The sequence below is a fragment of the Streptomyces coffeae genome (assembly GCF_016741875.1).
Lineage (GTDB): Bacteria > Actinomycetota > Actinomycetes > Streptomycetales > Streptomycetaceae > Streptomyces > Streptomyces coffeae.
Window position 1 is genome coordinate 1 of the sequence record NZ_JAERRF010000056.1, and the last position, 26579, is coordinate 26579.

Below are 26579 nucleotides of genomic sequence, written 5' to 3' on the forward strand. Positions count from 1 at the left end.
TTAGATCAGCCGTATCACCACGACCAGCATGCTGCCTCAGAACTGCTTGCGTCCTGCTGAGCTTTGACAGATCCGAACCAGCAGGTCAGCCCGGGTGACATGATTCCTGGCACCCACAGGGTGGTCGACGTGCCGCTGGTCAGGTGAGCAGACCTGTCTGCAGGATCTGATCTTGGAGGTGGTCGTGGGGCGTCGACCGACTGTGTTCGTCCGGCCGATCACCGTGGGGGAAGGCCGCCGCTTGCAGCGGATCAGCCGGACGGCGAAGGATCCGGTGCGGCTGCGGCGGTCGATCGTGGTGGCGATGTCCGCCCAGGGCCAGACGGTGAAGGACACTACCTCGCTGATGCGGGAGCGTAGAGCTGCCAGTTGCTTGGTAGGGGCTGTCGTTGGGTGGCCGCCCTCCTCGTCCGGGTTCAAAGACGTGTTGCCACGCGGATCAGGTCGGCAACTGTACGAAGGCGGCTGTGCGGCGGCCAGGCGATCGCGGTTGTCACGGGCGGAGCGTCCAGGACCGGCACGGCGGCGAGGTCCCGGCGCAGGTCGGCGGCGGCGGACTCGGGAATGACCACGGTGGTACGGCCAAGCGCGATCAGCTGGAAGAGCTGCGTCAGGTTCCGTACCTCTGCGCCCGGTCCTTCTGGGTAGCTGCCGCCCGGACCGGGCCAGCGGGCCATCGGGAGCGTTGGCAGGGTGGTGATGTCGGCCATCCGGACCTGGGAGCGGCCGGCGAGCCTGCGGCTTTGTGATCGCCCAAGTATGGGCACGTTCAGTGATCGTGGGTCTGTGACTGCTCTACCTGATCTTCTGCCGACTACTGGGCTGCCTCCTCCTGGTGGGCCGATCGACCGCCGCAAACAACGCCGAGATCCTGTGGGTGCCGGAATCCTGTGTCATCCCTATGCGGCCTGCGTGTATTCGTGGATGAGGCCGCCGAGTCGATCGCGTCGATGGATGCGAGTGTTGTCGGTGGCGGTGGGTGGTTCGGGCTCGGTGAGTAGGTCCGGCGCCCGTTGTCCGAGGGATTGGTGTGGCCGGTGTTGGTTGTAGTGCTCTGCGTACTCACTGGCGACGAGGCGTAGGGTGCGCTCTCCTGTGATCAGGATGCGGTCGGTTGCCTCGCGTCGGCATGAGCCGATCCAGCGTTCCGCGATGGCGTTCATCCGCGGTACCCGGGGCAGTGTTGGAAGGATGTGCACGCCGATTGCATGGAAGACGGCGTCGAAGTTGTCGGTGAAGTATGCTCCGCGGTCCCGGATGAGGAATCTGACCGACTCGGCGTGGTCGCCGAGCTCCATGAGATAGTTCCGTGCTTGCTGGGTGATCCAGGGGCCGGTCGGGTGTCGGGTGATGCCGGCGATGTGCACCCGCCGGGTGCTGTGGTTGATGAAGAACAGCACGAACCAGCGCCGCAGGAAGACCGTATCGATGTGGAACAGGTCGGTGGCTACGATTGCGGAGGCCTGGGCTTTGAGGAAAGCGGCCCAGGAGCGGTCTGTACGCTGCGGCGACGGGTCGATCCCGGCCTTCTTCAGGATCGACCAGACGGTCGAGGCGGCGACGTTGTGCCCCAGGCCGCCGAGCTCTGCGTGGACGCGGCGGTATCCCCATCCAGGGTTCTCCCGCGCCAGACGCACGACCAGTTGGCGCAGGGCCTCTGGTGTGGGTGGTCGGCCCGGACGACGGGATGGGTAGGTCCACTTCCAGGCGATGAGCTGTGCGTGCCAGCGAAGGACCGACCGAGGAGAGACCAGCAAGGCCACCTGGGTACGCCGCTGCTTGCTGACGCTCCGGAGCAGTGCCGCCATGACAGCCTTGTCGCTCCAGGAGAAGCGCGGCCGTGGCTGGGCGCGTTGTGCGATCATCAGTTGATGCCGGAGCATTAAAATCTCTGTGTCCTTCGAGGCATCCGAGCGGGCGAGCAGAGCAAGCCATCGGAAGGTCTGGCAGGCGAGCAGGTAGATCAGCCGTATCACCACGACCGGCATGATGCCTCAGAACGGCTGGCTGCTCCTGAGGTCTGGCAGATTCGAACCAGCAGGTCAGTCCGGGTGACATAATTCCCGGCACCCACAGGCCCGCGATGCTCTATCCACCGCTGCTGGTCACGCAGCCAGCCGAGTTCTGGAACCCCACAGGCAACGCAACTCACGCGGTCGACGAGGACGATACCCCCACCCTTCACGAGGTCGATCTCATCGCGAAGCAGATCTCCCGCAGTACCGGCTGACCGTGTACTTGCAAGCCGGGGCGGGACTGCGCATCAGCGAGACCCTGGCCTTCACCGCTGACTGCCGCCGGTCCGACTTCCTACGGGTGCGCCGACAAGTCAGTTCCAAGGCGCACCGCGAAGACTGCGAGACCCGCTTCGTCCCGCTCAAGCACCGTGCAGAGGGGGAGTACCGGGATATCCCCCTGCCTGACTTCCTGGCCCAGGAGATTGAGCGCACCTGCGCGACTGGGGCACGGTGACCGCGTCAGGCCAGGAGGTCCTGTTTGCTCCACGTGACCGGGGTAAGGGCACCATGCCCACGGCTACGACCTACGCCTACCACTTCCGGAAGGCGGTCATGGACGCGGGCATCGTCAAGCCAGACGGTAGCCCGAAGTGCACCCCGCACTGCCTGCGCCATTTCTTCGCCTCGACCGCCCTCGCCCACGGCATCCCGATCCACGAGGTCTCCCGCTGGCTCGGCCACAGATCGATCAAGACCACGGTCGATGTCTACGGGCATCTCGTAGCCGCCTCCTGGGACGCTGCCGGACCGTCATGCAGGTCGAGGTGCCGGTCCGTGGCAGCGTCGCGGTGACCTCGGCGCGGAAGGGCGGATCGCCTCGGGGTCGACGCCGAATTCGCCGACGGCCCGGGTGAATCGCGCCCAGTGTAGTTCGTACGCCCGGACCTGGTGGGCTCCCAAACCCTGGCTGCGGTCTGAGTCTTGTCGGGTGGAGGGAAAAGCGGAGAGCGAAAGCCATTGGCAGGAGGAGCCGACCGGATCTCTCCGGCCGGTCCTTGTTTGTTCAAGAAGGTAGAGGCGGGAGGACCGGGTTCACCAGAGCCAATTGGACATGGCGACGGGTGCCATTGCCCGTGCGTCCCGTGTGCTGGAGGTACCGTCCACGGGGGCACGGAGGCAGTAACGAAGTCCCAGGTGCGGCAGGCCGGGGTGGGGCACTACTCCCCAGTGCTACGCCACTGCCCCTCTCCCTTACAGTGGTGCCGTGTCGTCGGGAAGCAGCGTGGTGGCGCGCAATGTGCGCCTTCTCAGAGAGCAACGGGGCCTGTCCCTGGCCGAACTGGCTCGCCAGGCCGGCCTGGCCAAGCAGACGCTGTCCAAACTGGAACTCGGCACGGGGAACCCCACGGTCGACACGCTGTTCTCCATCGCGGGCGCGCTCGGCGTGCCGGTGACACGGCTGGTGGCCGAGCGGGATCAGGTGATGACCGTGCAGCGCGGCGACGATGTCGCCTGGGAGCGGCACGACGGTTATGAGTCCCGGTCACTGGACCATGTGTACGGCTCCGGCGTCATCGAGAGCTACCTGGTCCGCGTCAGCCGTGTGCAGGGCATGGACAAGCCGTCCGAGCCGCACCCGGCGGGCACCCTGGAACACCTGTACGTGATCCGGGGCCGGGTACGGGTCGGGCCCGCCGACGCCCCAGTGGAACTGGCGGCGGGTGACTTCGTGCGATATCCGGGCGACCAGCCGCATGTGTACGAGTCGCTGGACGAGGAGAGCCTCGTCCACATCGTGGTGAGTGTGCCGCGCGGGCAGCCCGGCATCGGCGGTATGACCGTTTCTCACACGCATGGACACCAGCGGCCCTGAGCGCCACCCAGCGCGCAGGGCCGCGGAACGCCCCGGTTCCGTACGTGGTCAGGCCCGGGGCAGGCCGCCCCCTCCGGACGGCACCGCGCCGCGCGCCTTGGCGGCGGTGACTGCGCGGGCCGCCTCATGAGCCACGCGGCGCAGGGCCCCGGCGTAGCGCGAGGTGTCGAAGCGGTGGTCGGCGCCCGCCACGGAGAGTGCGGCCACGGGGCGGCCGAGGGGACCCATGACCGGTACGGCGACGCACGTCAGGCCGATGGCGGCCTCCTGCCGGTCGTAGGCGATGCCCTCCTGGCGGATCCGCCGCAGCTCGGCCCGGAAGCGGTCGGGGTCGGCGAGGGTGTACTCGGTGCGGGCGGGCAGCCCTGCCTCGATGGCCCCCTCGGCGGCGTCGTGGTCGAAGGCCAGCAGGGCCTTGCCGACGCCCGTGCAGTACGCAGGCAACCGGGCGCCGATCCGGGAGGGCGAGCGCGCCGCACGGTGGCCGTGGATCTTGTTGACGTACACGATCTCGGTACCGTGCAGCACGGCCAGGTGAACCGTCTCGTGTGTCAGTTCGTACAGATCCGCGAGATGGGGCAGCAGCCGTTCCTGGAGGAGCGGTGGTGTCGGTCCGTAGACGCGGCTGCCGATGTCGACGAGCTGGGTGCCCAGCCGGTAGTTGCTGCCGACCCGCTCGACGAGTTCGTTGCGCTGCAGGATGCCCAGCAGGCGGAAGGCCGTCGACTTGGTGAGACGGGCACGGCGGGCCAGTTCGCTGACGCCGACGTCCCGGTCGTGCTCGGCGAGCGACTTCAGCAGGATCAGTGCCTTGTCGACCGCGGTCTGTTGCTCGGGCTCGGGGCTCGGCCCACCGGAGTGCGGGGGGTCGGCATGCTCGGGAGAAAAGGCGGTGACGGGCATGGGCAGACTCCGGGGAAAAACCGAGGGGCGACCAGGTAAGTGGACGCATGTCCAATGTAGGAGACTGTGTCGGGCTTGTAAACGCGCGTGCCGCGGCAGTGTCGGCCGGGGTGGTCATGTCGCCCTGCCACCTCGCCCATGGGTGGGCACAACAGAACCGCCCGTCGTGCGTCACCGGCACCACGGGCGGTTCAAGGAACGCGGGTGGGGTGCGTCAGCGTCCGAACTCCACGTCGCGGGTCTCCGGCAGGGCCAGGATGCAGCTCAGGCTGACCAGGCACAACGCGCCGACGTAGAAGCCGAGGACGAACGGCGACTGCCAGTGTGTATTCAGCCAGGTGGCGACCAGCGGGGCGAAGCCGCCGCCGAGGGTGCTGGCGAGGATGAACGTCGCCGAGGCGCCGGTGTAGCGCAGCCTGGCCGGAAACAGTTCGGGCAGGAACGCGGCTATGGGCGAGAACAGCAGGGTGAACAGCACGAGCCCAATGGTGAAGGCCCCGGTGATCAGTATACCGTTGCCGGTCTTCAGCGAGCCGAACATGGGCAGGGCCCACAGGGCGCATCCGGCCGCGCCGGTGATCATCACCGGGCGTCTGCCCACCCGGTCTGCCAGTCGCGCCACCGGCACGGTGGTGGCGACGCTGACCGCGGCGGCGATACTCGTGGCGGTCAGCATCGTGGTCTGTGCGATGCCGAGGGTCGCCGACCCGTACGAGATGCTGTACACGATCGTCAGGTAGTAGAGGGCGGAGCCGCCGACGGCCGCGCCGATGCCGAGGAGCAACCTGCCGGGGTATTCCTTGATCAGGGCGCCGAGCGGGAAGCGGGGGACTGCGGCGTCGCCGGTGGACCGCTGCTCGAACACCGGGGACTCGGAGACCCGGGCACGGACCCAGAGGCCGATGACGACGAGCACGGTGCTCAGCAGGAACGGGATGCGCCAGGCCCCGTCGGCGAAGCCGTCCTTGCCCGCGACCGCGAGCGTCGGCAGGATCACGGCGCTGGACAGCAGGAAGCCGAGCGGTGGGCCGGCCTGCGGGATCGACGCGAACAGCGCGCGGCGCCCGGGAGGCGCGTGCTCCGCCGCCAGCAGCACGGCTCCGCCCCACTCGCCGCCCAGGCTCACGCCCTGCAGCAGGCGCAGGACGACCAGGAATATGGGGGCGACTAGGCCGGCGGTCTCGTACGTGGGCAGCAGTCCGACGCCGACGGTCGACAGGCCCATCAGTATCAGGGCGAGGATGAGGGCCCGCTTGCGGCCGAGCCGGTCGCCGATGCCGCCGAACAGCACCGCACCGACCGGGCGGGCCAGGAAGGCGGCGGCGAAGGTGAGGAACGCGGCCAGCGTGGACAGCGTGGCGTTGCCGGACGGGAAGAAGGCCGGGCCCAGGACGAGGGCGGCGGCCGTGCCGTACACGGCGAAGTCGTAGTACTCGATGATCGTGCCGATGAGGCTCGCGACGGCGACCCGCGACGCGGCGGATTTCTGTGCGGCGGGTGCCGCGGTGGTTGCGGCGACGCATGCCGGTGCGGCGTCTCTGGTGGTATCGGACATGGAGCGGCTCGATTCCGATCAGGCCCGGATGCGCAGCGACCCAGGACACACGGCGGGGACTGAGCCGGGACTGTAGGGCACCGGCCACCGGTGGAAAGATCCGTGTGCCGTCCTGCGGCACGACACAACGGGCGTACCTGACACTCCGGTCCCCCAGGAGTGAGGCGGCCCACGTCAGCGGCATGCCGCATTCCGGAACAGCGGCTGGGCCGTTCCTCGGGCGGTGGCGTGTGCTGGGCACATGCAGCGACACGACACCGACACCGACGGCGCCGGCCTGTCGGACTGACGGCGCCCGGCAGGTCCGGCCCTGCCCGAGGAGGCCCAGCGGTGACGCCCACCCCAGCCCGCGCCGCAGCGCACCGCCTGGCCCGCGTCCCCGAGCCGGCCGTCGACGTCAGTGCGCATTTCGACCTCGACCACGGCCCTCGCTGGCGAAGACGGCATCGAAGGCGGCCGTGAACTTTGCGTCCCGGTCGCGGACCAGGTGGGTGAACTCGGTTGCGCGGTCGCCGAGTTGCCAGAGCAACTGGCGGGCCTGCTGGGTCGCCCAGGCGGCGGTTGGGGTGAGCGGTGACGCCGAGGATGTGCACGGTGCGGGTGCGGACCTCCATGACGAACAGGGCGTACAGGCGGTGCAGGGCGAGGGTGTCGACGTGGAACAGGTCGGTGGCGAGGAGGCCGTGGGTCTGGGACTTCAGGAACGCTGTCCACTCACCGCGTGCGGGGTGACGGCGTGGGGCCGGTCTGAGTCCAGCGCCGCGCAGGATGCGGACGGTGGCCGGGCTGACCTTGTGCCCGAGGCGGCGGAGCTCACCGTGGACGCGCCGGAATCCCCACCGCGGTTTTTCGGTTCCGAGCCGCGTGATCAACTCGCGCAGTTCCTCCGGCAGGGGAGGTCGGCCCGGGGACAGGGGCTGAGTCCACTTGTTCTTGACCAATCGCTGGTGCCAGGCGAGCAGGGTGCGCGGGGAGACGATCCGATGGCCACGCAGCGTCCGAGGAAGGAGGCGAGCGAGGGCGGCGAGCAGTGCCCGGTCCGGCCATGTCGGCATCGGGGCAGCAACCTGCCGGCGCAGGATCGCGACCTCGTGGCGCAAGATCAGTATTTCGACCTCCTTCGCGGCGGACGATCGGCAGAGGAGGACCAGCCACGCGAAGATCCGCGTGGCGGCCGGATAGAGCATTCGTACGAGCACAACGACCGATGGTGCCGGATCGGCTCATCGGAGCGTCGTCCCAGGTCACGGGCAGTGCGGCCATTCTGAAGCGGTACGGGGGTCTGCGGGCGCGCTGGGACCATGTCCAGGTGATCGTGTCACTGGTGTATCAGGTCACGCGGAAGCTTCTCTTGGTCCCAGCGGTGTTGCTGTGTCGGCAGACGGCCAGAGACGCTGAGTTGCTCGTGCTCCGGCACGAGAATGCGGTGCTGCGCAGGCACTTGCGAGTCCAGTGCGGTACCAGTGGTGGACCGGTTGTGGTTCGCGGCGTTGTCCTCGCTGATACCCCGGCGTCGCTGGGCGGAGATGCTCCCTGTGACACCAGGGACGTTGCTCGGCTGGCATCGACGTCTCGTTGCACGCAGGTGGGACTACAGCGAGTGCCGGAGCAGGCCGGGCCGGCCAGCGATAGCAGAAGCTGTGAAGGAGTTGGTGCTGCGGCTGGCACGGGAGAACCCGCGCTGGGGGCGCCGCAGGATCCAGGGGGAGCTCGCCCGGCTGGGCCACAGGATCGGCGCCTCCACGGTATGGAAAATCTTGACCGCAGCCGGTATCGACCCGGCTCCCCGCCGCGGCGGGCCGACATGGCGTGAGTTCCTGACATCCCAGGCCGAGGCCATCATTGCCTGCGACTTCCTGCACGTCGACCTGGTGGATCTTCGCCGGGTCTACGCGCTGGTCTTCCTCGAGCACGGCACACGCCGCCTCCACATCGCCGGCATAACCGCGCATGACCGCACAGTGGACGGCCCAGCAGGCCCGCAACCTCCTCTTGAGGTGGGCGTGCGCCTAGAGTCGTTGCGCTTCTTGATCCGCGACCGGGACGCCAAATACACCGAGTCCTTCGACGCCTGAAGGGTGTCTTTACTGCCGTAGGGTGGCTGACCAGGGGCTTTACATGGCCCAGGTATGGGCATGATCACGGATCGTGGGACTGCGACTGCTCTACTTGATCTTCTGCCAACTACTGGCTTGCCTGCTCCTGCTGGGCAGATTGACCGCCGCGAACAACGTCGAGATCCTCGCTCTCCGCCATGAGGTCGCTGTGCTGCGCCAGCGGGTCGAGCGGCCCCGGCTCTCGTGGGCTGATCGTGCCGTGCTCTCTGCTCTCGCACGGCACCTGCCACCCGCTCTACGCCGCCACCGGCTGGTCACCCCGGGCACCCTGCTGACCTGGCACCGCCGTCTGGTGCGCTGGAAATGGCGTCAAACCCCGACCGGACCTGGCCGGCCACCGCTGGCGGAGGAGACGGTCGCGCTCATCCAGCGCCTGGCGCGAGAGAACCCGACCTGGGGGTACGTCAGGATCCAGGGCGAGCTGCGACGGCTCGGTCACAGGGTTGCCGCCGCCACGATCCGGCGCGTCCTGAGCCGCTCCGTTCTACAGCCCGCACCGCAGCGCGCCTCCCAGCAGACCTGGCGCTCCTTCCTCCGATCCCAGGCCCACACGCTGCTCGCCTGTGACTTCATGCACGTGGAGACCGTCTTCCTCAGACTTCTCTATGTCTTCTTCGTCATGGAGATCAAGACCCGGCGGGTCCATGTCCTGGGCGTCACCGCCCGTCCCACTGGTGCATGGGTCACCCAACTCGCCCGCAACCTGCTCATGGACCTCGGGGACAGGGCTGGGTGCTTCCGGTTTCTGATCCGTGATCGGGACAGCAAGTTCACCGCCGCGTTCGACGCCGTCTTCGCAGGCAACGGCACAGCCGTCATCCCGACGCCGCAGCAAAGCCCCCGGTCCAATGCGTTCGTCGAACGATGGATACGTACAGCCCGCGCCGAATGCACCGACCGCCTCCTCATCACCGGTGAACGACACCTGCGTACGGTCCTCAACCTGTACGCCGAGCACGACAACACCGGAATGGCCCACCGCAGCCTCGACCTACGAGCACCCGACGACGACCCGAACATCATCCCCCTGCCCGCCGCCGGGATCAGGCGCCGCCAGGTACTTGGCGGACTGCTCAACGAGTACCGCACCATGCCACCCCAGCTACCTCACCGTCCACCGGCAGAGCCCAGCTCAGCAGCTTGATCGGAATATTGACACCCTTCAGGTATGTAGAGCAGAGACACGGGCAGTTGTCCGTGGTCGGGCTGGACCCCTCCTGGCCGGACATAGCCTCTTGGCCGCTTGAACCTCCTGCCTCAGTCTGGAACTCGCCGACCCCGTCGGGAGCCACAGGCGGGGGCGCCGGGGCTCAGTTCCCGTCCGGCGCGTTGCCGCCGTCTTCGGCGGCGCGGACGGTTTCCTCAATGACGATTTCTATGACCTGGTCACGGTCTGCCGCATCGAGCTCCGGTCCCGGCGGCCTGGAGTCCCTGCCGAGCCTGACCCGGACGTGGCGCGCGACCATCTCCGGGGACGGTGCGGGGGTGGTTTTCCGCAAGTCGCGGTAGACCGTCCAGGCCAGACCTGCGATGCTCACGATCAGCGTGCCCAGGGACACCGGGTCGATGTACTGGACGGGGCGGGAAGTGGTAGCCCGGGTATGCAGGGCAGCCTCCACCTCGGCGGCGACGGCGGCGCTGTGCGGTGCGGTCAGCCGGTTGACGGCGGCCCGGGCGATGGTGGCGATCGGATCGGTCATCGATATGGTCTCCCGAGAATGGGGTCGGGCGGGGTTCACGCGTCTGCAGGCGGATCGGCACAAAGGTACTCCCGTACAAGGGCGGGCAGTTGCTGCCCGGTCACCTCGGTCCAGACCTGGGCGAGGGTATCCGTGCCCAGGTCCCGGGCCATTCGCTTGAGCTGCTCGGGTCCGGTGCCGGTGAGGGGATGCGGCACCTGGTCGAAGAGCGCCACGCAGCTGACCGCCCACCTCAGGGCTTCCGCCGGCTGCCCCCGCTCCTCGGCGAGGAGCCCGAGCTGTGCGTAGGTGAGGGCCAGGCCGGGGTGGTCATCGAGGGACTCCCTGACGGCGAGGGTTTTGTGGTACCAGTCTTCGGCCCGGTCCAGCTCTCCTCGGTCCTGATCCAGGATGCCGAGCTGGTGATAGTCGTCGGCGAGGCCGCGGCGGTTGTCGAGAGACTCCTGGAGGTCGAGGGTTTTGTGGTACCAGTCTTCGGCCCGGTCCAGCTCTCCTCGGTCCTGATCCAGGATGCCGAGCTGGTGATATGTGGTGGCACGGCCGTGGCGGTCGTCGAGTTCTTCATAGATGAGGAGGGATTGGCGGTACCACTCCTCGGCCAGGTCCGGCTCCCCCCGCAGCCGAGCAACCATTGCCAGGCCCTGGTATGTGTGGGCGAGGCTGGGGCGGTCATCGAGAGACTTCTGGAGCGCGAGGGACTTGTGGTACCAGTCCTCCGCCTGGCCCAGGTCACCTCGCATCCGGGCAACGATCCCGAGGCCGTAGTAGCACCGGGCGCTGGCTGCACGGTTGCCGAGTTTTCTGCCGAGACCGAGGGATTTGTGGTACCAGTCCTCGGCCTGGTCCAGCTCTCCGCGATCTTGAGTCACGCGCGCGAGCTGGTGGTAGGTGGCGGCAGTGCCGTGGCTGTCGCCGAGCGACTTCTGGAGCGCGAGGGCCTTGCGGTACCAGTCCTCTGCCTGGCCCAGGTCACGCCGCTTCCGGGCAACGTTGCCAAGATTGAGGTAGACGGCGGAGAGATCGCCTTGCACAGCGGGTGTCGCCGGCTGCTGTTCCAGGACGCGGAGAACCGTACGGTGGGCGCGTTCGGACTGTTCCAGGCGACCGGCCTGGGACAGACGAACGCCTTCGGCGCTGGTCAGGGAGAGCCACAGCACGGCGGCGGGGTCGGAATCGAGAGAAGCAGTCCCCTCGGGCGGATCCACGATGGTGAGGGCGCGGTCCAGCCATACCCTGGCCTCTCCGGCCAGCCCTCGCGCATCCCAGTACATGATCAGCAGCGCGATGATTCCCGAGGCAGAGAACCACAGCCGGTGTTCCAGGGCGTAGCCGAGCAAGCTGCCCAGGGTGTGGCGCTTGTGGTCGATGATGGCAAGGGTGGACTCGGCGTCCTGCCCCTCATTCATTTGTTGGGCCAGCACGAGGCAGAAGGTGGCGTGTGCTTCCAGTAGGGCGTGAAGTGTCGCGGTGGGCTCCGCGCCGGGAGCGAGGTAGGCGGGCAGGGCGGGGTGGATACGGTATATGCCCGCCCCGAGAGGGGTGAGCAGACCCACGCCCGCTGCCCGGTCCAGCACAGCAGCCCATTGGTCGGCGGTCCGGTTCCGGTACTGCTCGGGCACCCCGGGCATCGCGGAGAACACCGCCAGCACCCAGACACTGGTCACGTCGTGGATCAGCCCGAGTACGCTGAGCGCCTTCTGGTCGTCCGGGTGCAGATGGGTGAAGGAGTAGGCGACGCAGGCGGACAGGGAGCCTGTCCGGCCGCCGTCCCCAGCACCGCCAGTGGGCAACGGAGCCGTGCCCTGCAGGCCGGCCAGCAGCTTCTGCGCGCTGGTGGTCTGCAGGTACGGCAGGGTCAGCCGCATGCTCAGCGGGTGCCCGTCCAGCCACTGCATCAGCTCTCCGAACGCCACGGACTCGCGGCGCCGACGGGCATTCGGATAGGGCGCAAGGAGCTGCTCGGCGTACTCGTTGGCCTCCTCGGGCTCCAGCCCGCCTATCGCCACCCGGCCCACCGCGTCCGGCCCTCCGAGCCAGTCCTCGGTGGTACGGCTGGTGATCACCACGGTGCTGCGCCCGCCGGCGGCGATGCGGCGCAGGAACTGGCGGAGTTCGGTGCGCTCCTCCTCGTCCAGGGGTGGGGTGGCCTGGTGGGGATCGGGCATGGTGTGCACGGACTCGAAGTTGTCCCAGATCAGCAGCAGTCGCTTGGTGGCCAGGAGTTCCTCAGTCACGGACCGGCGTTCGTCGCGGTCGAGCCCGGCGAAGCGGTCGCCGCATACCCGCTGTCCGATCGCGTCAGTCACCCCATCGACGCCGAAGGAGGCTGCGCCGGGCTCGAACGAATGCCAGATCACCCAGGACGGGCCGTCCACCGCACCAGTGTCGCGGTACCAGCGGCCGAAAGTCTTGGCCAGCTCGGTCTTGCCCGTCCCGCCGGGGCCATGCAGCACCACCACCCGTTGCCGCCGAACCGCAACGTCCAGCAGGTACAACGGTGCGTCCCGGCCGACGAACTCCCCCACCCCGATCGGCAGGCCGTCATCGCTGGCTGCTGCCGCGTCCCGCGCGCGGTCCGCACCGGCCACGCGCCGACGCATGCGGTCCAGCAGGTCCCCGACTGGTTCCTGGTCGCCGCGTGCGGTGTGCAAGCCGGGGAACCGCACGTCGCCGCGTGCGTACAGCACCGGGACCATCCAGTCGGCCAGCGGCAGCGGTCCCTTGCAGGAGGGCCGCTGGTCCGCCATCGCCAAGCGGTAGCGACCGGCCGCCACCGCCTCGACCAGCCGGTCACCAGCGAACAGCCGCTCGTAGAAGGCAGTCATGAACTCGGCCGCCGCTACCGTGTACACGCTGTAGGCCATGGCGACCACCGCGGCCGTGCCCTCCTGCAGCAGACGGGTCGCCACCGCGGCCTCCACCCGCGAGCCGACCGTCGCCGACTGGCAGGCGTTGAGCACCACCACCGGTACCCGGGCCACAGCCAGCACCCGCGCCACCCGGTCGGCTGCCACCCGATCCGTGCCGCCTGCGCGATCTTCGAAGGCCAGCATTCCCTGCCGGCCGTCGACCTGGGACGCCGTCTGCCCCCAGCCGGTGCCGCCCGCTTGGCTGGAAGGCCGGCCGAACTCGCCATGGCCGTCGAAGTGAACGATCTGGAACGGCTCGCCCGCCTCCTGTGCCGCGCGCAGCACCTGCTCCAGTTTCTCCAGGGTCGGCGGGCGTAGCACCACCAGCTCCACCCGACCGCGCACCGCCTCCAGCCGTTGCAGCAGCGGCCGGGCGATCATCCGATAGCTCACATCCGCGGTGCCCTGTGGCCGCGAAATCACCATCAGCACCCGCAGCCGGGACCCGTCCACCCCGAACACCTGCCGCAGATCGGCAGCGGGCAGGCTGCGGGTGATCGCTGCCCCCTCCAGCACGAGCGGTGCGGGCCGGTCCGGATCGGCCATCAACTCCCAGGGCAGTCCCAGCAGATCCGCCGATGCCGAGCGCACCACGATCTCCACCGGGCCGCCGCCCCGGGCCTCGGCCCGGGCCCGCGCCCGCACCCAAGCCTCACGGGCCGAACCGGTGGGAAAGGCCGCGCCGAAGATCTGCGCGCCCCACGCGGGCAGCCGCGCCGCCGTCTGCGGGCCGCGCTCGCCATACACCCCGAACGGCACCTGCAGATACTCCTCCAGATACCAGCGCAGCTCCGCCAGTTCCGCGTCCGTCAACGGCCACGCCAGCGGCGCGAGCCCACCTACCGCGCTGGGGTACTCGCCTGACGGCCAGCTCTGCAGCGACACCTGACCGTCCGGTAACAGGTCCATCAGCAGCCGTTCTGTCAGACGTTCCGCCATATCCCGCCCCTCAAGTCGATTGCCGTCCCTGCCACCGCGTGCCCGCTCCGCCGAGAAGTCCTCTGCGACCCGGCGTCGGCCGGTGTGCCCAGCCCAGGGCAGCCACGACGTCAGCCATCGCCGCGTAAGTGTCTCCTACACCACGGCCTTACCCAGACGGTGGCGCTCCAGACCAATGGCGCCGAGGTGCCGAGCTTCGTAGATCTTCTGCCGCCACACTGTGGCCTCGGACTCGTCCACGGGGCCGTAGGTCTCCCAGAACGCCTGTCGCTCATCGGACTTCGCCCTGACCATGCGGATGGTCCAGTCGGCCGCAGGGTCGCCCTGCGCAGGCGCTCGGTCGCCGGGATGCCTGAAGGGTGTCGATATTCCGATCAGGCGGCTGAGCTGGGCGTCTCCTGCGGATGATGAGGCACCCGGGGTGACATGGTGCGGTACTCGTTGAGCAGCCTGCCAAGTAGCTGGCGGCGCCTGACCGTGGCAGCGGGAAGCGGAATGGCGTTCGGGTCGTCGTCAGGGGCACGTAGGCCGGGGCTGCGGTGGGCCCGCCCCGCGTTGTAGTGCTCCGCGTACTGGTTGAGGACAGTACGCAGGTGCCGTTCACCGGTGATCAGGAGGCGGTTGGTGCACTGCGTTTCCGATGGCGTTGTTGTTGAAGTTGTTATTGTCGCCAAAGTTGAAGATGCCGCTGTTGATGATTTTGAGTGCGCGATCGTTGAACTCTGATGTGTCCACTCCCCTGGCGCGCAGAAAGTCGCTGGCGGCCTGAAGTAGCCGCTGCTCAATCGTCTTCATCCGGCCCAGGATGTCGCTCTTTTCCAGCTGGATCTTGGACCACGCCTGGGCTGACCTTTCCCGTATGCTTACCCGACTGCCGATCAGGACGTTACGGATCGGTGTGGAGGTGAGGTCACGGGGGAGTATGGCTGCCTTGCCCAAGGCATAGAGGTACCGGACGAGCCGCCAGGAGCGCTGGATCTCCGACGGCAACGTGGCCAGTTCGCGGAATGCCGCCCAGATGACGGCCGTGGCGCCATGGTGGCCGAATTCCTCAGTGCGCTGGAAGGATCTCGGCATATGGGCGAGGACGCACGCTGCCGTGGAGATGCTCAAGGTGCGACCCTGAAGGCTGACATGCAACAGAACGGTCGCGACGAACTCCGATCCCTCTGCGGGCATGGTGACTTCAAGGGAGTGGTGCTGTCTCGATCCGGGTGTGTTGATGATGATGCGCAGGTGAGCGTCGTCGAACTCCTGCGGAAGGAGGGAACGGTCCACCGCCACATCGGTTTCAGCCACGTAGACGCGGTCGCGGACCTGCGCGTGAAGCCGGACGTCCTGACCGTCTGTGTCCAGCAATTGGACCGACTCGCGTAGGTACTCGACCAGTTCGTGTGCCTGAAAGGGCGGTACGGGGTGCTCGCGTTCATGGAGCGGCGCCTCGTCGTCACCGGGTCGCAGCAACTTGATGCTCATCGGCGGGTTCCACTGGTAAACGAGTTCACCGGCTCCGATGAACGGTGACTCGTCCCCGAAGAGCGTGAACATGGAGAAATCGTCCGCATCCTCATCCTCGTCCTCGCCGTGACGGGGGCGGCGGTACACGGCGCAGACGTGTCGCTGCTGTACGTCCGCTGCCCGTTGCCGACCCGACAGGCGTCTGGGTCGAAGAGTTGACGCACGCAGGATGCGATTGAGTACCAGCTGGCGTGCGGCTCCAACACCGAGGCACATCAGCGTGATTCCCGCGGCCACGTAGAGGGCCGTGGTGGCGTCGTCCGGATGGGCAAGCGCGATGGCCAGGCCGGCCAGCGTCAGGGAGAGAGCGGCGCGGCCGATGCGTCTGAGCACCCGTGCCTTCTCCGAATATCTCCGGGGGAAGAGCAGCCTGAGGAGGCGGCGATGGCCTCGTGCCGACCCCAGACCGCGGCGTTTGAGCTTCCGTGTGGGTATCGGCTCCCGTTCGACGCTCCGGAGCAGCGTGGTGAGACGGAGTAGCCATAAGAGGGCGAGGCCGCAGGTGACGAGGAGGGTGGTGGGCAGGGCGCCCGAAAAGGCCCGGGTGACCACTGCCCCCACCACTGTCACCCGCAGGAGTGCGCTCAGCGCGGCGGCCCGCCACGCGTGGTGCACGACGGGCACGATGTCGAATCCGTAGGACGGGGGGACCTTCGGTACGGCGCGGTGCACACCTCGTCGATCACGAGGTCGCGAAATCGTTCGTCCACGTATACGCCAGCGCATAAGTGGCGGGTGGCGGCGGTGGGTTCACCGGCCGCTGCCTCGGCGAGTGGCGCATGGGAGGTGATCATGCTGGGCCTCTGCCTCGTAGAGTTATGGTGCATGAGACCATAAGGGCCGCAAGGCGTTTAAGTCAATATGACCTTTAGGGGTTCTGGTGGATGACTGGCTGAAAGACTCCACTGAGGTGGAGGCATCGTGGGTGACCGTGGACCTGGCGATCTTCACTGTCAGAGGCGATGAGTTGATGGTGCTCCTGATCGAGCGTGGGGTGGAGCCCTTCCTCGGCCGGCCCGCGCTGCCCGGCGGCTACGTCCAGAAGACCGAGACCTTGCGCGAGGGGGCGTTGCGTGAACTCTGGGAGGAGGCCGGGATCGACGGCAGTCGGCTGCACTTGGAGCAGCTTGGCGCCTACGGGGACCCTGGACGCGACCCGAGAGGAAGGGTGGTCACGATCGCCTATCTCGCGCTCGGACCAGAACTTCCCACCCCTGTGGGAGGTACCGATGCCAAGCGCGCCTACTGGGCTCCCGTGTCACAGCTGATCAATGGGGCGCAGGAGCTGGCCTTCGACCATACGGCCATCCTCGCGGACGCCTTGGAGGAGATCCGCAGAAAGCTCGAGTACACTGCGGTCGCCACGGCCTTCTGCGGAGAGACGTTCACCCTGAGCGAGCTGCGCACCGTCTACGAAGTGATCTGGGGGCAGTATCTGGACCCGAGCAACTTCCGCCGCAAAGTGATCAACACCGTGGGCTTTGTGCAACCCACGGGGGAGCGGCGGCTGCCCCCCACCGGCCGGCCGGCCGGCCTCTATCGCCGGGGGACCGCATGGCTGCTCAGCCCGCCTCTGCTCCGCGGCACCGGGCACCCTGCGTAGCCCGCCTCGGATGTCGACCGAGGCGCGAGAGGTGGTCCGGCCAGTCTCGACTCAACGAACTGTCCGAGCAGGCCCAGCGATATGGGCTAGCACGGTGGATCGGCAGGCCGTCTTCGTGAAGCGGCTCGGAGTGCCACCCGAAGAGGCCATGCGGATGACGAACGAGGCGTTCGCCGAGCATCTCGGCATGTCGGTTCGCACGATCTCTCGGTGGCACTCGGCCCCCGAGATGACCACAGGAGCGAGGTACAGCAGAGGCCCGCGGCCTGGTCCCATCAGGGCAGACGACACTTTCGGTAAGCGCAGCCTTACTAGTCCGAGCCTAGGGAAGGGTCGGGGCCGAAGTCTCTGACATCCATTGTGGCCTGTCCACCGGGTGGGCTGCTGAGCACGCCTCGGACGCGGACAGGGATGCCGACGTCATGGCAGCGAACTGCTTGGTGGTATTTCCTGTCGGGGAGGTCGATCCACACGGTCCGGCGGCGGCGTTTGATCAGTGTTTCGATGCCGACGCGGCCGGTCTCTTCTTCGGGGCGTCGGCTGAGGTCGGTGATGACGCCGTAGATGATGTGTTCCTGGGTGTAGAGCCGGGTCTTGAGGTGGTCGGAGACACGATTGACGATGGCGATGGCAGCTTCATTGAACTCGACGTGTGGTGAGGAGCCGGGAGGTGGGGCGGCCACTTGAGACCAGTTGAAGGTGACGTCCACAGTGGTGACGGATTCGGCCTTGACGACTTTGCTGAGCGCCTGGCAAAGCTCGTAGGAGACGCCTTCGCCGACCGAGTCGGCGATCTCGCTGGGGGTGGGTTCCCTCTCGGCGCCTGCCATCTCCTCCAGCACACCGAGGGCGCGGGACATGGTCGCGGTCACGCGCCGGTCGAAGAGAGTCTCCTCGACCTGAATGTCGATGTGCTCTTGCTGGGGTGCGTACACGTCTTCGGGAGAGCGGGCCTGGCTGATGATGGGCACGATGTATGAGCCGCGGCGGGTCTGGCCGAGTCGAACCTCGCGGGCTTGGTCGCGGGCCCGTGCGGGGACGTTTCGGAAGTGACCCTGGCGACGGATGGCCGCTGCTGCGGAAGCCACGCGCAGGCGCCTGGCCGAGAGAAACAGCTCGTACCCAGCTTCTAGCGGGATGGAGCCGTCGCTCAGGGATGGGTGGGAGGCCCTGAGGTCAGTGACGTCGTGGTAGACGGTTGCGATGGCGGAATGGACGGCCTGCAGTGCCCGGGATTCGATCCGAGCCAAGTCTTCCAGAAGGATGCGGGCACGTTTTTCGAAGTCCGGGGCTCCCGATTTCATTGGGACGAGAACGACTTCCTCGGCTGGGCCGGGCAGGCTCCACAGTTCGGCGAAGGGACCACCGGACACCGGCGACCAACCTGTGACTTTGAGGTAGCTGCGGATCTCCCCAGGCCCGAAACCCGGCTGGCTGTTGGCCATGTCAGTTCACCCCCAACCCGTTGCGTTGGCCATGCGACGTGCCGTGTCGAACATCGTGCTCATGGCCTTCACCGTGAGCGGTTGATGTTCGGGCAGATGTATAGCAGTGGTGACACTGCCGCTCGCCTCGCCCATGCCTTGGAGGGAAGCCCAGTATCCGTGGCAGGTAAGGACGATCGCTTCCGGCTGATGGGTCACCCAGCGTCCGATGTCGGGGGGAACGATCAGTAACGCGAGGTGGCCTGGGGCGGAACGTTCTGGATCGCGTAACTTGTCGTATGTCTCCACATCGAGGTCGAAGCTGTAACCGCCGCGGAAGGCGCGCGGGCTCTGGGTGCACTTGAGTTGGATGTCGACCATCAGCCCTCGGGAGCGGAGGGTGACGTCGACACCGTCCTTGTCGACATTCCAGTCGCAGATCGTGTAGCCGCCCTGAGTGGCGAGCGCGTGCACGTAGGCACGGCTGACTTGCTCCTTCTGCCAGCTGGTCGCGTCTACCCCCACTGGCGCCCCTCCCCGTCGCGTGATCGTGAGAATAAGGCGGCTGGGTCGATGAGGGAATAGTGCCTGCAGGGCGTGCAGGTCAGCGTCGGCGGCGCGGCTAACGTTCAAGAGCCCCCTCCGGTGTCGAACGCTTGACCTAATAGTGTTTTATCGGCAAGGACTGACAAGGGCTCCCAGTGGATGTTGGTGAGGTGTGCTCGGCCTGGCGGCCCGCAGTGTTTCAGAGGGGGTGGGTTTCCCGATCCAGTAGGGGTGTCATGTGTGATCGCTGGGTGGTGACACTTGACGCGTGGCGTGTACGGCGTCGTATGGGGCCTGACGGCGCGACAGGTTCGCGAGAGTCTTAAAATGGAACATAAGAGGAGAATTGCCACACCGCTGGGGGTCAAGGGGTCGCAGGTTCAAATCCTGTCGTCCCGACCAGCGTTTTCGCAGGTCGGAGGCCGTTTTCGCGGGTAGCGGGGACGGCCTTTGTCGTTCCTGGGCTGGGAGCCCTCTGGGAGCCCTCGTGCTCCCAACTCGCAGACGGGTCAATCCCGTCCGGTTTGTCCGTCACCCGATCCGGTCGACCTGTCGCGCGGTACCGCGCATCTGCGCGCCGCCGTCAGCTGTAGGCCGCCGAGGTCACCCCGCTGGTATGCATGCTCTCGCCATCGAGAGGGATAAGAGCCCCTTGACGATTTCCGACCCCCTTTCGGGGTGGGAGCATGGCTTCCTGCTCCCCATGCGACAGGGGAGGTCTGGTCACGCTGGCGATGCCGGGCGTGTGGGGTTCCAGAACCTGGCCACCTGCGATGACCTGTGCGTCTACGCCGCTCGCTCGTACTCGTTGATAAGGCCTCCGAGAATCGGTCGGCGCTTGATCCGCTCGTGCGAGAGGTCGGCGATGGGATGGTCGGGTCGTGGCGGGCACAGCCGTTGTCCGCGGTGAGGCCGCCGCCCGTTGTAGTGGTGGGCGTACTCGTCCACCACGGTGCGCAAGTGGTGCCGGCCGAAGATGAGCATCCGGTCGGTGACCTCGGATCGAACGGTGCACACGAACCTCTCGGCGTACGCATTCGCTCGCGGGCTTTGAGGCGGGATCTTCACAGCCTCGATGCCCGCTCCAGCCAGGACCGCGTCGAACGCTGCGGTGAACTGACCGGCCCGGTCTCGTACAAGAAGCGTGAACTCGGCAGTACGGTCGCCGAGATCTGCCATAAGGTTCCTGGCTTGCTGCGTCGTCCATGGGCCGTCCGGACGATCGGTGATACCAAGGATATGCACGTAGCGAGTTCCGACTTCCATCGCAAACAATACGTACAGTCGGCGCAAGGTGATTGCGCAGTCGACGTGGAAAAAGTCGACGGCGAGCATGGACGAGGCTTGCGTACGGAGGAAGTGCAGCCATGTGGTGTCGGTCTGCCGCTGGGGTGCTGGGGGTATGTTCAAGCGCTTGAGGACTCTGCGGATCGTCGAAGCGCCCACGCGATGGCCGAGCTTGAGGAGCTCGCCCTGGATGCGTTGGTATCCCTATGAGCCGTTTTCCAGGGCAAGTTGTTCGATGAGCGTGGCGATCGCCTCGTCGATCGGCGGGCGGCCGGCGTGGTTCGGGTACGTCCACTCTGTGCCACCAGTCGGCGGTGCCACCGCAGAAGCGTGTCGGGCGTGACCAGACGGTGTTGTCGCAGCGCCCTGGGCCGCTGTCGGATCAGCGCTGTGAGGTAGGCGCGGTCGGCCCAGTCAAAGCGTGGCTTGGGGTTCGTGCGGCGCAGTACCGCGACCTCGTGCCGCAGGACCAGTAGCTCGATGTCCTTGGACCTGGAAGAACGGCTGAGCAGCACAAGCCAGCCGAGCAGCCGGGCGAGGATCAGATAGAGCAGACGTAGCGACACAGTCTGAGAGCATTCCCGGCCCGCGATGCTCTATCCACCGCTGCTGGTCACGCAGCCGGCCGAGTTCTGGAACCCCACAGGGTTCTCCGTCGCAAGCCGTTCGATGAGCGTGGCGATTGCGTCGTCGAGGGGAGGGCGGCCGACCTTGTGTGGATAGGTCCATCTCCTTGCCACCAGGCGGCGATGCCAGCGCAGGAGCGTGCCGGGGGTAACCAGTCTGTGTTGCGCGGCTTTCTCGGTAGAAGGCGGACGAGGGCGGTGAGGATCGCGTGGTCCGCCCAGGTCAAGCGTGGCCTCGGAGTGCTGCGGCGCAGCACGGCTACCTCATGGCGGAGCACGAGTAGCTCGACGTCCTTGGATGCGGAGGAACGGCCGAGTAACACGAGCCAGCTGAGTAGCCGAGTGGCGAGCAGGTAGAGCAGGCGCAAGGACACGAACTACGATCCTGCCCGATCAGTGACGCTCTCCATCGAACTTTGCTGGTCAAGGTCCTGGCCGGATTATGGAACCCCACAGGCTCTTCACCACTATCCAGGGGTGTCAGTCAGCCGCGCGCGAGACCCCGATGGGGTGATCGTGGTCCAGAACTGCGCCACTCCGCACTCTCCTCCCACGATTGCCAGCACGCAGCCTCATCAGCAGTGATGAGTTTGTGAACGGCTCAGGACTGCTTGGCTGCTCAGTCGCTCAGTAGCACATGCCGTTGCAGGGATCGGCCCACACCGTGCCACAGCCGCTGTCCGAGTGGTGGCAGTCGATGGTGAACTGGCACGTCTTGCTCCCGCACCAACTGTCGTCGATGTTGCACTCACAGTTCCCGGGGAGCGCAGACGTGCCGGGCGCGTCGGCCTGGTCGCCGGGGCCGAGGGTTGCCAGCAGCATGCGGGCCTCGTCGGGACCGAACGCCTCCTTGGCTTTGGCTGTCACGGCGTCCAAGCGCCGTTGAAGTGCGGAGCTCCGCCCGGACCTGACGGCGAACGTGGATGGTGCCGAAGCAATCGCCAGTGCCTCATCGAGGACACTTCTGCACTGCCGGGACAGATCCGTACGCGCCGCCCGGTACCGCTTGAGGTGCTCCACCCACAGGCTGCTGCGGTCTTGGGGGCCGAGCTCGGCGAAGACGGCCCTGCGGACGGCCATCGGGTGAGTGATGAGGTCGGCGTACTCACGCGGCAGATTGTCCTTGTTGTCGCGGACCCACTTCCGCGCAGAGGCGCAGGCCGGGTCCTCCGCGAGTGCTGGCGTGCGGCCGGCGAGAACGAGCCCGGCACCGGCTGCGATACCGGCGCCAAGACGCAGGAACTGCGCACGGCCCATCCGGTCTGTCCGGTGCGCTGACGGCACAGACGGTGCCCCGTCGCCCGCCCGCTTCAGGTCGCCGAGCGCGTGCAGGACGCGAACGGTCGAGCGCGGCCCGAGGCGTCGGACCAGGTGTAGCCCGAGCGTGGAGCCGGTCCACGCCCGAACCGTGGAGCCGCGCACCATGAGCAGAGTCGGCAGCCAAGGGGCGTCGTCCCCTAAGCTGCGCTCTCGCAGCCGTCGTACGTCCGGGTGCGCCAGTGGCAACACCTCAAGCCTGTCACCGCCAGCCCGCGCGACGGCGCCGGACACCTTGCGGCACGTTGCGCACGACGCGTCGAAGGCGAGGATCCAGCGTGCGTTTTCCTTCATTTCCACCTCCATGTTTCAAGCCGGTGTGCTGACACAGCTGCGACTTCCTCCGGCTGCTGGCTTCCTGGTCAGGCCTCCCAGGCCCCCACGGAGCCCTGGCGCTCTTCGGCCCGGGCGGGCGAGCGGATGCTCGTCATTCCTCGACCTGGCACTGGATTCCGGTCGGGAGGAAAGCGGTTCCCTTGCTTCCGTCGGCCTCGAAGAAGACGAAGTCGCCGCTTGGGTACGCGCGCAGGTATTGCCGCGGTGCCACGTTGTTGGAGCAGGAGATCTGCGTTGTCAAGGTTTCGGAGTAGGTGCCGCCGAGTTCGGCGTTGATCGCTTCGAAGGTGACACCGACGGACGAGTTGACGCTTGACTGGACAGCGACGCTCTGCGAGATCGTGCAATTGCCGCCCTGTGCCTGGTAGCACTCGGCGACTTTGTTCGGGTTGCGGACGCCGTTCTGCACCTCAGTGATCACCAGTCCCTGTGCGGACGGAGCGGCGACAGCCACTGGGACCGTCAGACCCGTCACCACAACGGTGGCGAAGGCTCCTGTCAGGATTCGACGCTTGATCATGTCCAACTCCCCCTGTCGTTTTGGCTCTCACCTGGCCCACGTACCGCCGTGCCATGGTTCGGTCGCAAGCAGACGTCGGCAACCCGTCAGGCAATCACCGCGTTTGCGGCCTGACCGTTCGGGCAGCCGGCTTGGCCTGCGCAGCGGACGGGCCGACCGCGCAGACACCCCCCACACCTGCCGGAGTCACACCGACCTTGGATCAAGTCTTGCGTGATCACAGGTCCCGGCAAAAGGTGAATCACGATCGGAGCTGACGTCCGATTGATAGAGTTTTCGCATGAGTACGGGGAATTCGACGGATCCGAGCGTTCAACAGTTAAAGCTCTTTCTGATCTTGGCGGAGGAGTTGCACTTCGGACGCGCCGCCGCGCGCCTGTTCATGTCGCAGCCGGCCTTCAGCCAACAAATCCGCGCTCTGGAACGCAGGCTCGGCCTGCAGCTGGTTGAGCGCACCACCCGCGTGGTCGAACTCACTCCCTCCGGGCAGGCACTCCTTCCCCAAGCCCGCGCCGTCGCGGATGCCATGGCCAGCCTGCGCCAGGCCGCCGAGGTACAGTCCCGTGAGATCTCCGGACGGCTGGTCATCGGCATTCTCACTGCCGAGTCCGCCATGCCTCACACCCGCGCCATCATCGACGAACTCCACACGCGCCGCCCTCATCTGACCATCGAGATGCGCAGCCTCAACTTCGTCAACCAGTACGAGGCCCTCGCCCGCGGAGAGGTCGACGTGGCCTTCCTGCTCCCGCCCGTGCCGCCCGGTATCGGGTCCCAGTATCTGGCCGAGGAGCCCCGTATCGTCTGCCTTCCAGCCGACGACCCTCTGGCCGCCCACGACCGGATCACGCTCGATCAACTCTCCGCTCACACCATGCCCACCATGCCACCGGAATCCCCGCAGGTGTGGCGGGACTTCTGGGCCATCAACCCGCGCCCCAACGGCACCCCCGTCCGCTTTGGGCCACTGGCTGTGGACATTGAGGGCGTGCTTGCCCTGATCGCTCGTGGACAAACCATCGGGATGCTCCCCGCCTCGACCCGCGACTACTACCCGCGCCCCGGAATCCAATATCGCGACCTTGTGGATGCGTCGTCCTGCACCTTGGCCCTCACCTGGTTCTCCAAGAACCACAACCGACCTGACGTCACCCTCATACGGAACATCGCTCGGACCGTCCTCCGGGCTTCCGGCACAGCGTCGGGCAATCGCCCCACGTCACGCTGAGGTTGCTGCCAGATCCCCTCCATCTCGCCGCGATGGCATTCGTTTGGCTGCGGCCGGATCTGTTCCTGCCGAGAACTTCATCCATGCAGGTCAGGCAGCATGTCGGGTATGCGTGGAGGATGCCGCCGAGACGTGCAGTGGCATCCGGTGCAGCAGCGCTGCCAGGAATGCCCGACCGCTGGGGGTGAACCGGATCTTTTCGTTGCCGAGTTGGCGTTCCAGCACAGTGATCGGGTTGCGCAGGGCGAGGATCTCTGCGTCCGTGTCCTGGTCGGTCATCGGCAGCAGGCAAAGCATCGCGAACGCGCTCGACACACCCGGGTAAGCCAGTCGTAGCAGCACGATCGATCATCATGACGTGCTGACAGCGGCTGCGCGAGAGTGTCGGCTCGAGCGACCGCGGCCAAGGTCTCGGGAGCCGAAGAAGCGGCCATACCAGGGCGGATGAGATTTTCGGCAAGGGCAACGTCAGGTATCCGGCCGCATCGTCATCGGCACCCTCACGGCCGAGCCCGCGATGCCCCACACGAAGGATCTCCTTGAGGAACTGCATGCGCACCACCCCGGTCTGGCGATCGAGATGCGCAGCCTCAACTTCGTCAACCAGTACGAGGCCCTCGCCCGCGGTGAGGTGGACGTGGCGTTCCTGCGCCCACCCGCGCCCCCAGGCATCCAGACCCTGCACCTGACCGAGGAACCCCGCGTCGTCTGTCTTCCGGCCGATGATCCGCTGGCCGTCCATGAGCGGATCTCCCTTGCTCAGATCTCCGATCACACCTTTGTCACCATGCCGCCTGAGTCCCCCCGTGTGTGGCGGGACTTCTGGGCCATCAACCCCCGTCCTGACGGAAAGCCCATCCGTTTCGGCCCATTGGCGGTGGATGTCGAGGGCGTGCTGCACCTGGTCGCCCGTGGTCAGGTAAATCGGTTTCCTGCCTGCCTCGGCCCGCGAATTCTATCCGCGCCCGGGTATTCGCTACCTGGATCTGCCGGACGCGCCCCCCCCTGCACGATGGCCCTCTCATGGTTGGCGAAGAACCGCGATCGCCCTGACATCACCTTGATACGGAACATCACGCGGACATTCTTGACCGCCACCGGCCCCAGTAGGGGGGCGCGGTGTCCGCAACCGCTGGTCCGGGAAGCGGAGGTACACGGTCCTGACCTGCACCGATACGGGAACATCTATCGATACGGGCTGAACACCTATCAGGATGTCCTTCCCCTTCACGCAGGGACGGAGGCAGGCTTTTGCATGCGGCGCCGATCAACGCCGCACACGTGAACGGGGGACTCCTTGAGCCGTCAGCGCGCGCGGCTGTTCGTGATGCCCCTGTGGATCACCACATCGATACGGGGAGAACACCCATGGCTTCTACCATTCGCCGCAAGGTATCCGCTGCCCTGACCGTCGTTGCCGCCGTCGGCTGCTTGGGAGCGGCCGCGTCATCGGCCGGCGCCTCGGACCGGTCCGCCGCCTCGCCCGACCGCTGGTTCTACTGCACCGCCGCGCCGGCCGGGTCGCTGGTCCTCGACTTCGACACCATCAACGACGACGCCCCGGACCAGAGCATCTGCTGGAGCGGATCGGGCCGGGCCGTCAACCACGACGGCGGTGAACTTCGCCAGGTGCATACCGCGAACAACCGTGGCTCGCTGCACTTGAAGACCGGTTCCAGGGAGTGGGACCTTCCCTTCGACCGCAACCAGACCCACGACATCCCGCAGGACACGGCGTTGCTGGGGCTGTCGCTGAACGAGTAGGGCAGCGGGGCCCGGCACCGCCGGTTCCGTGAAGATTCCGTACGCCGGGGCCCTCGGGAGGGCCCCGGCGTCTCACCCGGTCCGGGTCGTGGTGGCCGGCGAAGTCTTCCCGGGCCGTCTTCCGCGGAGTGTCCGCCACGCTAGTGACGGCCCTGACCTCCTCGCGCGGCCCGACCTCGGTCTCCAGCGCCCGCCACATCGCGCCCGCATCGAAGTCGGCGCCGCTCTCGGCCACCAGGTCCAACTGCTCGCTTCACAGCCAGAACACTGCAGGTGCCGATACATCATCTACGCAGGTCGGGATCCTGATCACGGATCTTCGATTCTCCTCGACGTTCGCCCCGGGGTCTTCACCAGCGCAGGGCCCCGGCGGCATCATGATCTGTCGTGCTGCTGCGTCTGGCCTACCTCGCCGCGACCAACGCCCTGGCCTTCCTACGCCTCCTGCCGATGAGA

General features: G+C 67.0%; 21 protein-coding genes and 3 pseudogenes. 10 read left to right on the forward strand and 14 right to left on the reverse strand.

Annotated elements, in window-relative coordinates; all coding sequences use genetic code 11:
* Nucleotides 1-416: 416 nt before the first annotated feature.
* Both JK363_RS39905 and JK363_RS39910 read right to left on the reverse strand, forming a co-directional pair.
* Nucleotides 417-734: pseudogene (locus tag JK363_RS39905) on the reverse strand (LysR family transcriptional regulator); the annotation flags it as partial.
* 165 nt (nucleotides 735-899) lie between these two features.
* Nucleotides 900-1979, reverse strand: a complete 1080-nt coding sequence (locus JK363_RS39910) for an integrase core domain-containing protein (RefSeq protein ID WP_201883241.1) — start codon at nucleotides 1977-1979, stop codon at nucleotides 900-902.
* A gap of 104 nt (nucleotides 1980-2083) precedes the next feature.
* Here JK363_RS39910 and JK363_RS43530 point away from each other — a divergent pair, with 104 nt between their 5' ends.
* The 3 genes from JK363_RS43530 to JK363_RS44495 all read left to right on the forward strand — a co-directional run bounded on the left by JK363_RS43530 (nucleotide 2084) and on the right by JK363_RS44495 (nucleotide 3831).
* Entirely contained in the window at nucleotides 2084-2230 is a 147-nt protein-coding gene (locus JK363_RS43530) for a hypothetical protein (protein ID WP_236076525.1), read from the forward strand.
* Nucleotides 2231-2525: 295 nt separating this feature from the next.
* Nucleotides 2526-2810 (forward strand): tyrosine-type recombinase/integrase, encoded by a 285-nt coding sequence (locus JK363_RS43535; protein ID WP_236076526.1) that lies wholly within the window; start codon nucleotides 2526-2528, stop codon nucleotides 2808-2810.
* Between the two features lie 412 nt (nucleotides 2811-3222).
* Complete coding sequence (locus JK363_RS44495; RefSeq protein WP_307822078.1) at nucleotides 3223-3831, forward strand: helix-turn-helix domain-containing protein; 609 nt, start codon at nucleotides 3223-3225, stop codon at nucleotides 3829-3831.
* Nucleotides 3832-3879: 48 nt separating this feature from the next.
* Here JK363_RS44495 and JK363_RS39925 read toward each other — a convergent pair whose 3' ends face one another.
* Nucleotides 3880-4734, reverse strand: a complete 855-nt coding sequence (locus JK363_RS39925) for an IclR family transcriptional regulator (protein WP_201883242.1) — start codon at nucleotides 4732-4734, stop codon at nucleotides 3880-3882.
* Nucleotides 4735-4948: 214 nt separating this feature from the next.
* On the reverse strand, nucleotides 4949-6289 hold the full coding sequence (locus tag JK363_RS39930) for an MFS transporter (RefSeq protein ID WP_201883243.1): 1341 nt from the start codon (nucleotides 6287-6289) through the stop codon (nucleotides 4949-4951).
* A gap of 566 nt (nucleotides 6290-6855) precedes the next feature.
* On the opposite strand from JK363_RS39930, the gene JK363_RS43540 reads away from it, so the two are divergent.
* The 3 genes and pseudogenes from JK363_RS43540 to JK363_RS39945 all read left to right on the forward strand — a co-directional run bounded on the left by JK363_RS43540 (nucleotide 6856) and on the right by JK363_RS39945 (nucleotide 9550).
* A complete protein-coding gene (locus JK363_RS43540) occupies nucleotides 6856-7557 on the forward strand; it encodes a hypothetical protein (protein WP_236076527.1) in 702 nt (233 codons plus the stop codon).
* Nucleotides 7558-7598: 41 nt separating this feature from the next.
* A pseudogene (locus tag JK363_RS39940) lies at nucleotides 7599-8361 on the forward strand (helix-turn-helix domain-containing protein); the annotation flags it as partial.
* A gap of 76 nt (nucleotides 8362-8437) precedes the next feature.
* Nucleotides 8438-9550 (forward strand): DDE-type integrase/transposase/recombinase, encoded by a 1113-nt coding sequence (locus JK363_RS39945; RefSeq protein ID WP_201883244.1) that lies wholly within the window; start codon nucleotides 8438-8440, stop codon nucleotides 9548-9550.
* 166 nt (nucleotides 9551-9716) lie between these two features.
* On the opposite strand, the gene JK363_RS39950 is transcribed toward JK363_RS39945, so the two are convergent.
* The 4 genes from JK363_RS39950 to JK363_RS39965 form a co-directional block, all read right to left on the reverse strand.
* Entirely contained in the window at nucleotides 9717-10106 is a 390-nt protein-coding gene (locus JK363_RS39950; protein ID WP_201883245.1) for a hypothetical protein, read from the reverse strand.
* A gap of 35 nt (nucleotides 10107-10141) precedes the next feature.
* Nucleotides 10142-13954 carry a tetratricopeptide repeat protein gene (locus tag JK363_RS39955; protein WP_201883246.1) on the reverse strand — a complete coding sequence of 1271 codons (3813 nt, stop codon included), beginning with the start codon at nucleotides 13952-13954 and terminating at the stop codon, nucleotides 10142-10144.
* Between the two features lie 135 nt (nucleotides 13955-14089).
* On the reverse strand, nucleotides 14090-14248 hold the full coding sequence (locus JK363_RS39960; RefSeq protein ID WP_201883247.1) for a hypothetical protein: 159 nt from the start codon (nucleotides 14246-14248) through the stop codon (nucleotides 14090-14092).
* A 306-nt stretch (nucleotides 14249-14554) separates the two neighbouring features.
* A complete protein-coding gene (locus JK363_RS39965; RefSeq protein ID WP_236076528.1) occupies nucleotides 14555-16096 on the reverse strand; it encodes an AbeC-like domain-containing protein in 1542 nt (513 codons plus the stop codon).
* Nucleotides 16097-16352: 256 nt separating this feature from the next.
* Between JK363_RS39965 and JK363_RS39970 the strand changes: the two genes are divergently transcribed.
* The gene (locus JK363_RS39970) at nucleotides 16353-17075 is read left to right on the forward strand and encodes an NUDIX hydrolase (RefSeq protein ID WP_201883248.1); all 723 of its coding nucleotides are present in this window, start codon (nucleotides 16353-16355) and stop codon (nucleotides 17073-17075) included.
* A gap of 311 nt (nucleotides 17076-17386) precedes the next feature.
* On the opposite strand, the gene JK363_RS39975 is transcribed toward JK363_RS39970, so the two are convergent.
* The 5 genes from JK363_RS39975 to JK363_RS39995 all read right to left on the reverse strand — a co-directional run bounded on the left by JK363_RS39975 (nucleotide 17387) and on the right by JK363_RS39995 (nucleotide 23131).
* The gene (locus tag JK363_RS39975) at nucleotides 17387-18520 is read right to left on the reverse strand and encodes a hypothetical protein (RefSeq protein WP_201883249.1); all 1134 of its coding nucleotides are present in this window, start codon (nucleotides 18518-18520) and stop codon (nucleotides 17387-17389) included.
* A gap of 6 nt (nucleotides 18521-18526) precedes the next feature.
* Nucleotides 18527-19024 (reverse strand): DUF4365 domain-containing protein, encoded by a 498-nt coding sequence (locus tag JK363_RS39980; protein WP_201883250.1) that lies wholly within the window; start codon nucleotides 19022-19024, stop codon nucleotides 18527-18529.
* An 807-nt stretch (nucleotides 19025-19831) separates the two neighbouring features.
* A complete protein-coding gene (locus JK363_RS43545) occupies nucleotides 19832-20380 on the reverse strand; it encodes an integrase core domain-containing protein (protein ID WP_236076530.1) in 549 nt (182 codons plus the stop codon).
* Nucleotides 20381-21585: 1205 nt separating this feature from the next.
* A complete protein-coding gene (locus tag JK363_RS39990) occupies nucleotides 21586-22569 on the reverse strand; it encodes a bacteriocin fulvocin C-related protein (RefSeq protein ID WP_201883251.1) in 984 nt (327 codons plus the stop codon).
* Nucleotides 22570-22702: 133 nt separating this feature from the next.
* Complete coding sequence (locus JK363_RS39995) at nucleotides 22703-23131, reverse strand: hypothetical protein (protein WP_201883252.1); 429 nt, start codon at nucleotides 23129-23131, stop codon at nucleotides 22703-22705.
* A 280-nt stretch (nucleotides 23132-23411) separates the two neighbouring features.
* Between JK363_RS39995 and JK363_RS40000 the strand changes: the two genes are divergently transcribed.
* Entirely contained in the window at nucleotides 23412-24359 is a 948-nt protein-coding gene (locus JK363_RS40000; protein WP_201883253.1) for a LysR family transcriptional regulator, read from the forward strand.
* Nucleotides 24360-24449: 90 nt separating this feature from the next.
* Here the strand turns inward: JK363_RS40000 and JK363_RS40005 are convergent, their stop codons facing one another.
* Complete coding sequence (locus tag JK363_RS40005) at nucleotides 24450-24701, reverse strand: hypothetical protein (RefSeq protein WP_201883254.1); 252 nt, start codon at nucleotides 24699-24701, stop codon at nucleotides 24450-24452.
* Between the two features lie 136 nt (nucleotides 24702-24837).
* Between JK363_RS40005 and JK363_RS40010 the strand changes: the two are divergent.
* Nucleotides 24838-25644 (forward strand): annotated as a pseudogene (locus JK363_RS40010) (LysR family substrate-binding domain-containing protein); the annotation flags it as partial.
* Between the two features lie 83 nt (nucleotides 25645-25727).
* Nucleotides 25728-26123, forward strand: a complete 396-nt coding sequence (locus JK363_RS40015; RefSeq protein ID WP_201883255.1) for a hypothetical protein — start codon at nucleotides 25728-25730, stop codon at nucleotides 26121-26123.
* Nucleotides 26124-26579 lie beyond the last annotated feature (456 nt).

What these genes read in the sequence shown, in the direction of transcription:
- JK363_RS43530 (WP_236076525.1), top strand. Translation starts at nt 2,084, where the DNA reads ATGCTCTATCCACCGCTGCTGGTCACGCAGCCAGCCGAGTTCTGGAAC.
- JK363_RS43535 (WP_236076526.1), top strand. Translation starts at nt 2,526, where the DNA reads ATGCCCACGGCTACGACCTACGCCTACCACTTCCGGAAGGCGGTCATG.
- JK363_RS39925 (WP_201883242.1), bottom strand. Translation starts at nt 4,734, where the DNA reads ATGCCCGTCACCGCCTTTTCTCCCGAGCATGCCGACCCCCCGCACTCC.
- JK363_RS39930 (WP_201883243.1), bottom strand. Translation starts at nt 6,289, where the DNA reads ATGTCCGATACCACCAGAGACGCCGCACCGGCATGCGTCGCCGCAACC.
- JK363_RS39950 (WP_201883245.1), bottom strand. Translation starts at nt 10,106, where the DNA reads ATGACCGATCCGATCGCCACCATCGCCCGGGCCGCCGTCAACCGGCTG.
- JK363_RS39955 (WP_201883246.1), bottom strand. Translation starts at nt 13,954, where the DNA reads ATGGCGGAACGTCTGACAGAACGGCTGCTGATGGACCTGTTACCGGAC.
- JK363_RS39960 (WP_201883247.1), bottom strand. Translation starts at nt 14,248, where the DNA reads ATGGTCAGGGCGAAGTCCGATGAGCGACAGGCGTTCTGGGAGACCTAC.
- JK363_RS39975 (WP_201883249.1), bottom strand. Translation starts at nt 18,520, where the DNA reads ATGGCCAACAGCCAGCCGGGTTTCGGGCCTGGGGAGATCCGCAGCTAC.
- JK363_RS43545 (WP_236076530.1), bottom strand. Translation starts at nt 20,380, where the DNA reads ATGCTCGCCGTCGACTTTTTCCACGTCGACTGCGCAATCACCTTGCGC.
- JK363_RS39990 (WP_201883251.1), bottom strand. Translation starts at nt 22,569, where the DNA reads ATGAAGGAAAACGCACGCTGGATCCTCGCCTTCGACGCGTCGTGCGCA.
- JK363_RS39995 (WP_201883252.1), bottom strand. Translation starts at nt 23,131, where the DNA reads ATGATCAAGCGTCGAATCCTGACAGGAGCCTTCGCCACCGTTGTGGTG.
- JK363_RS40000 (WP_201883253.1), top strand. Translation starts at nt 23,412, where the DNA reads ATGAGTACGGGGAATTCGACGGATCCGAGCGTTCAACAGTTAAAGCTC.
- JK363_RS40015 (WP_201883255.1), top strand. Translation starts at nt 25,728, where the DNA reads ATGGCTTCTACCATTCGCCGCAAGGTATCCGCTGCCCTGACCGTCGTT.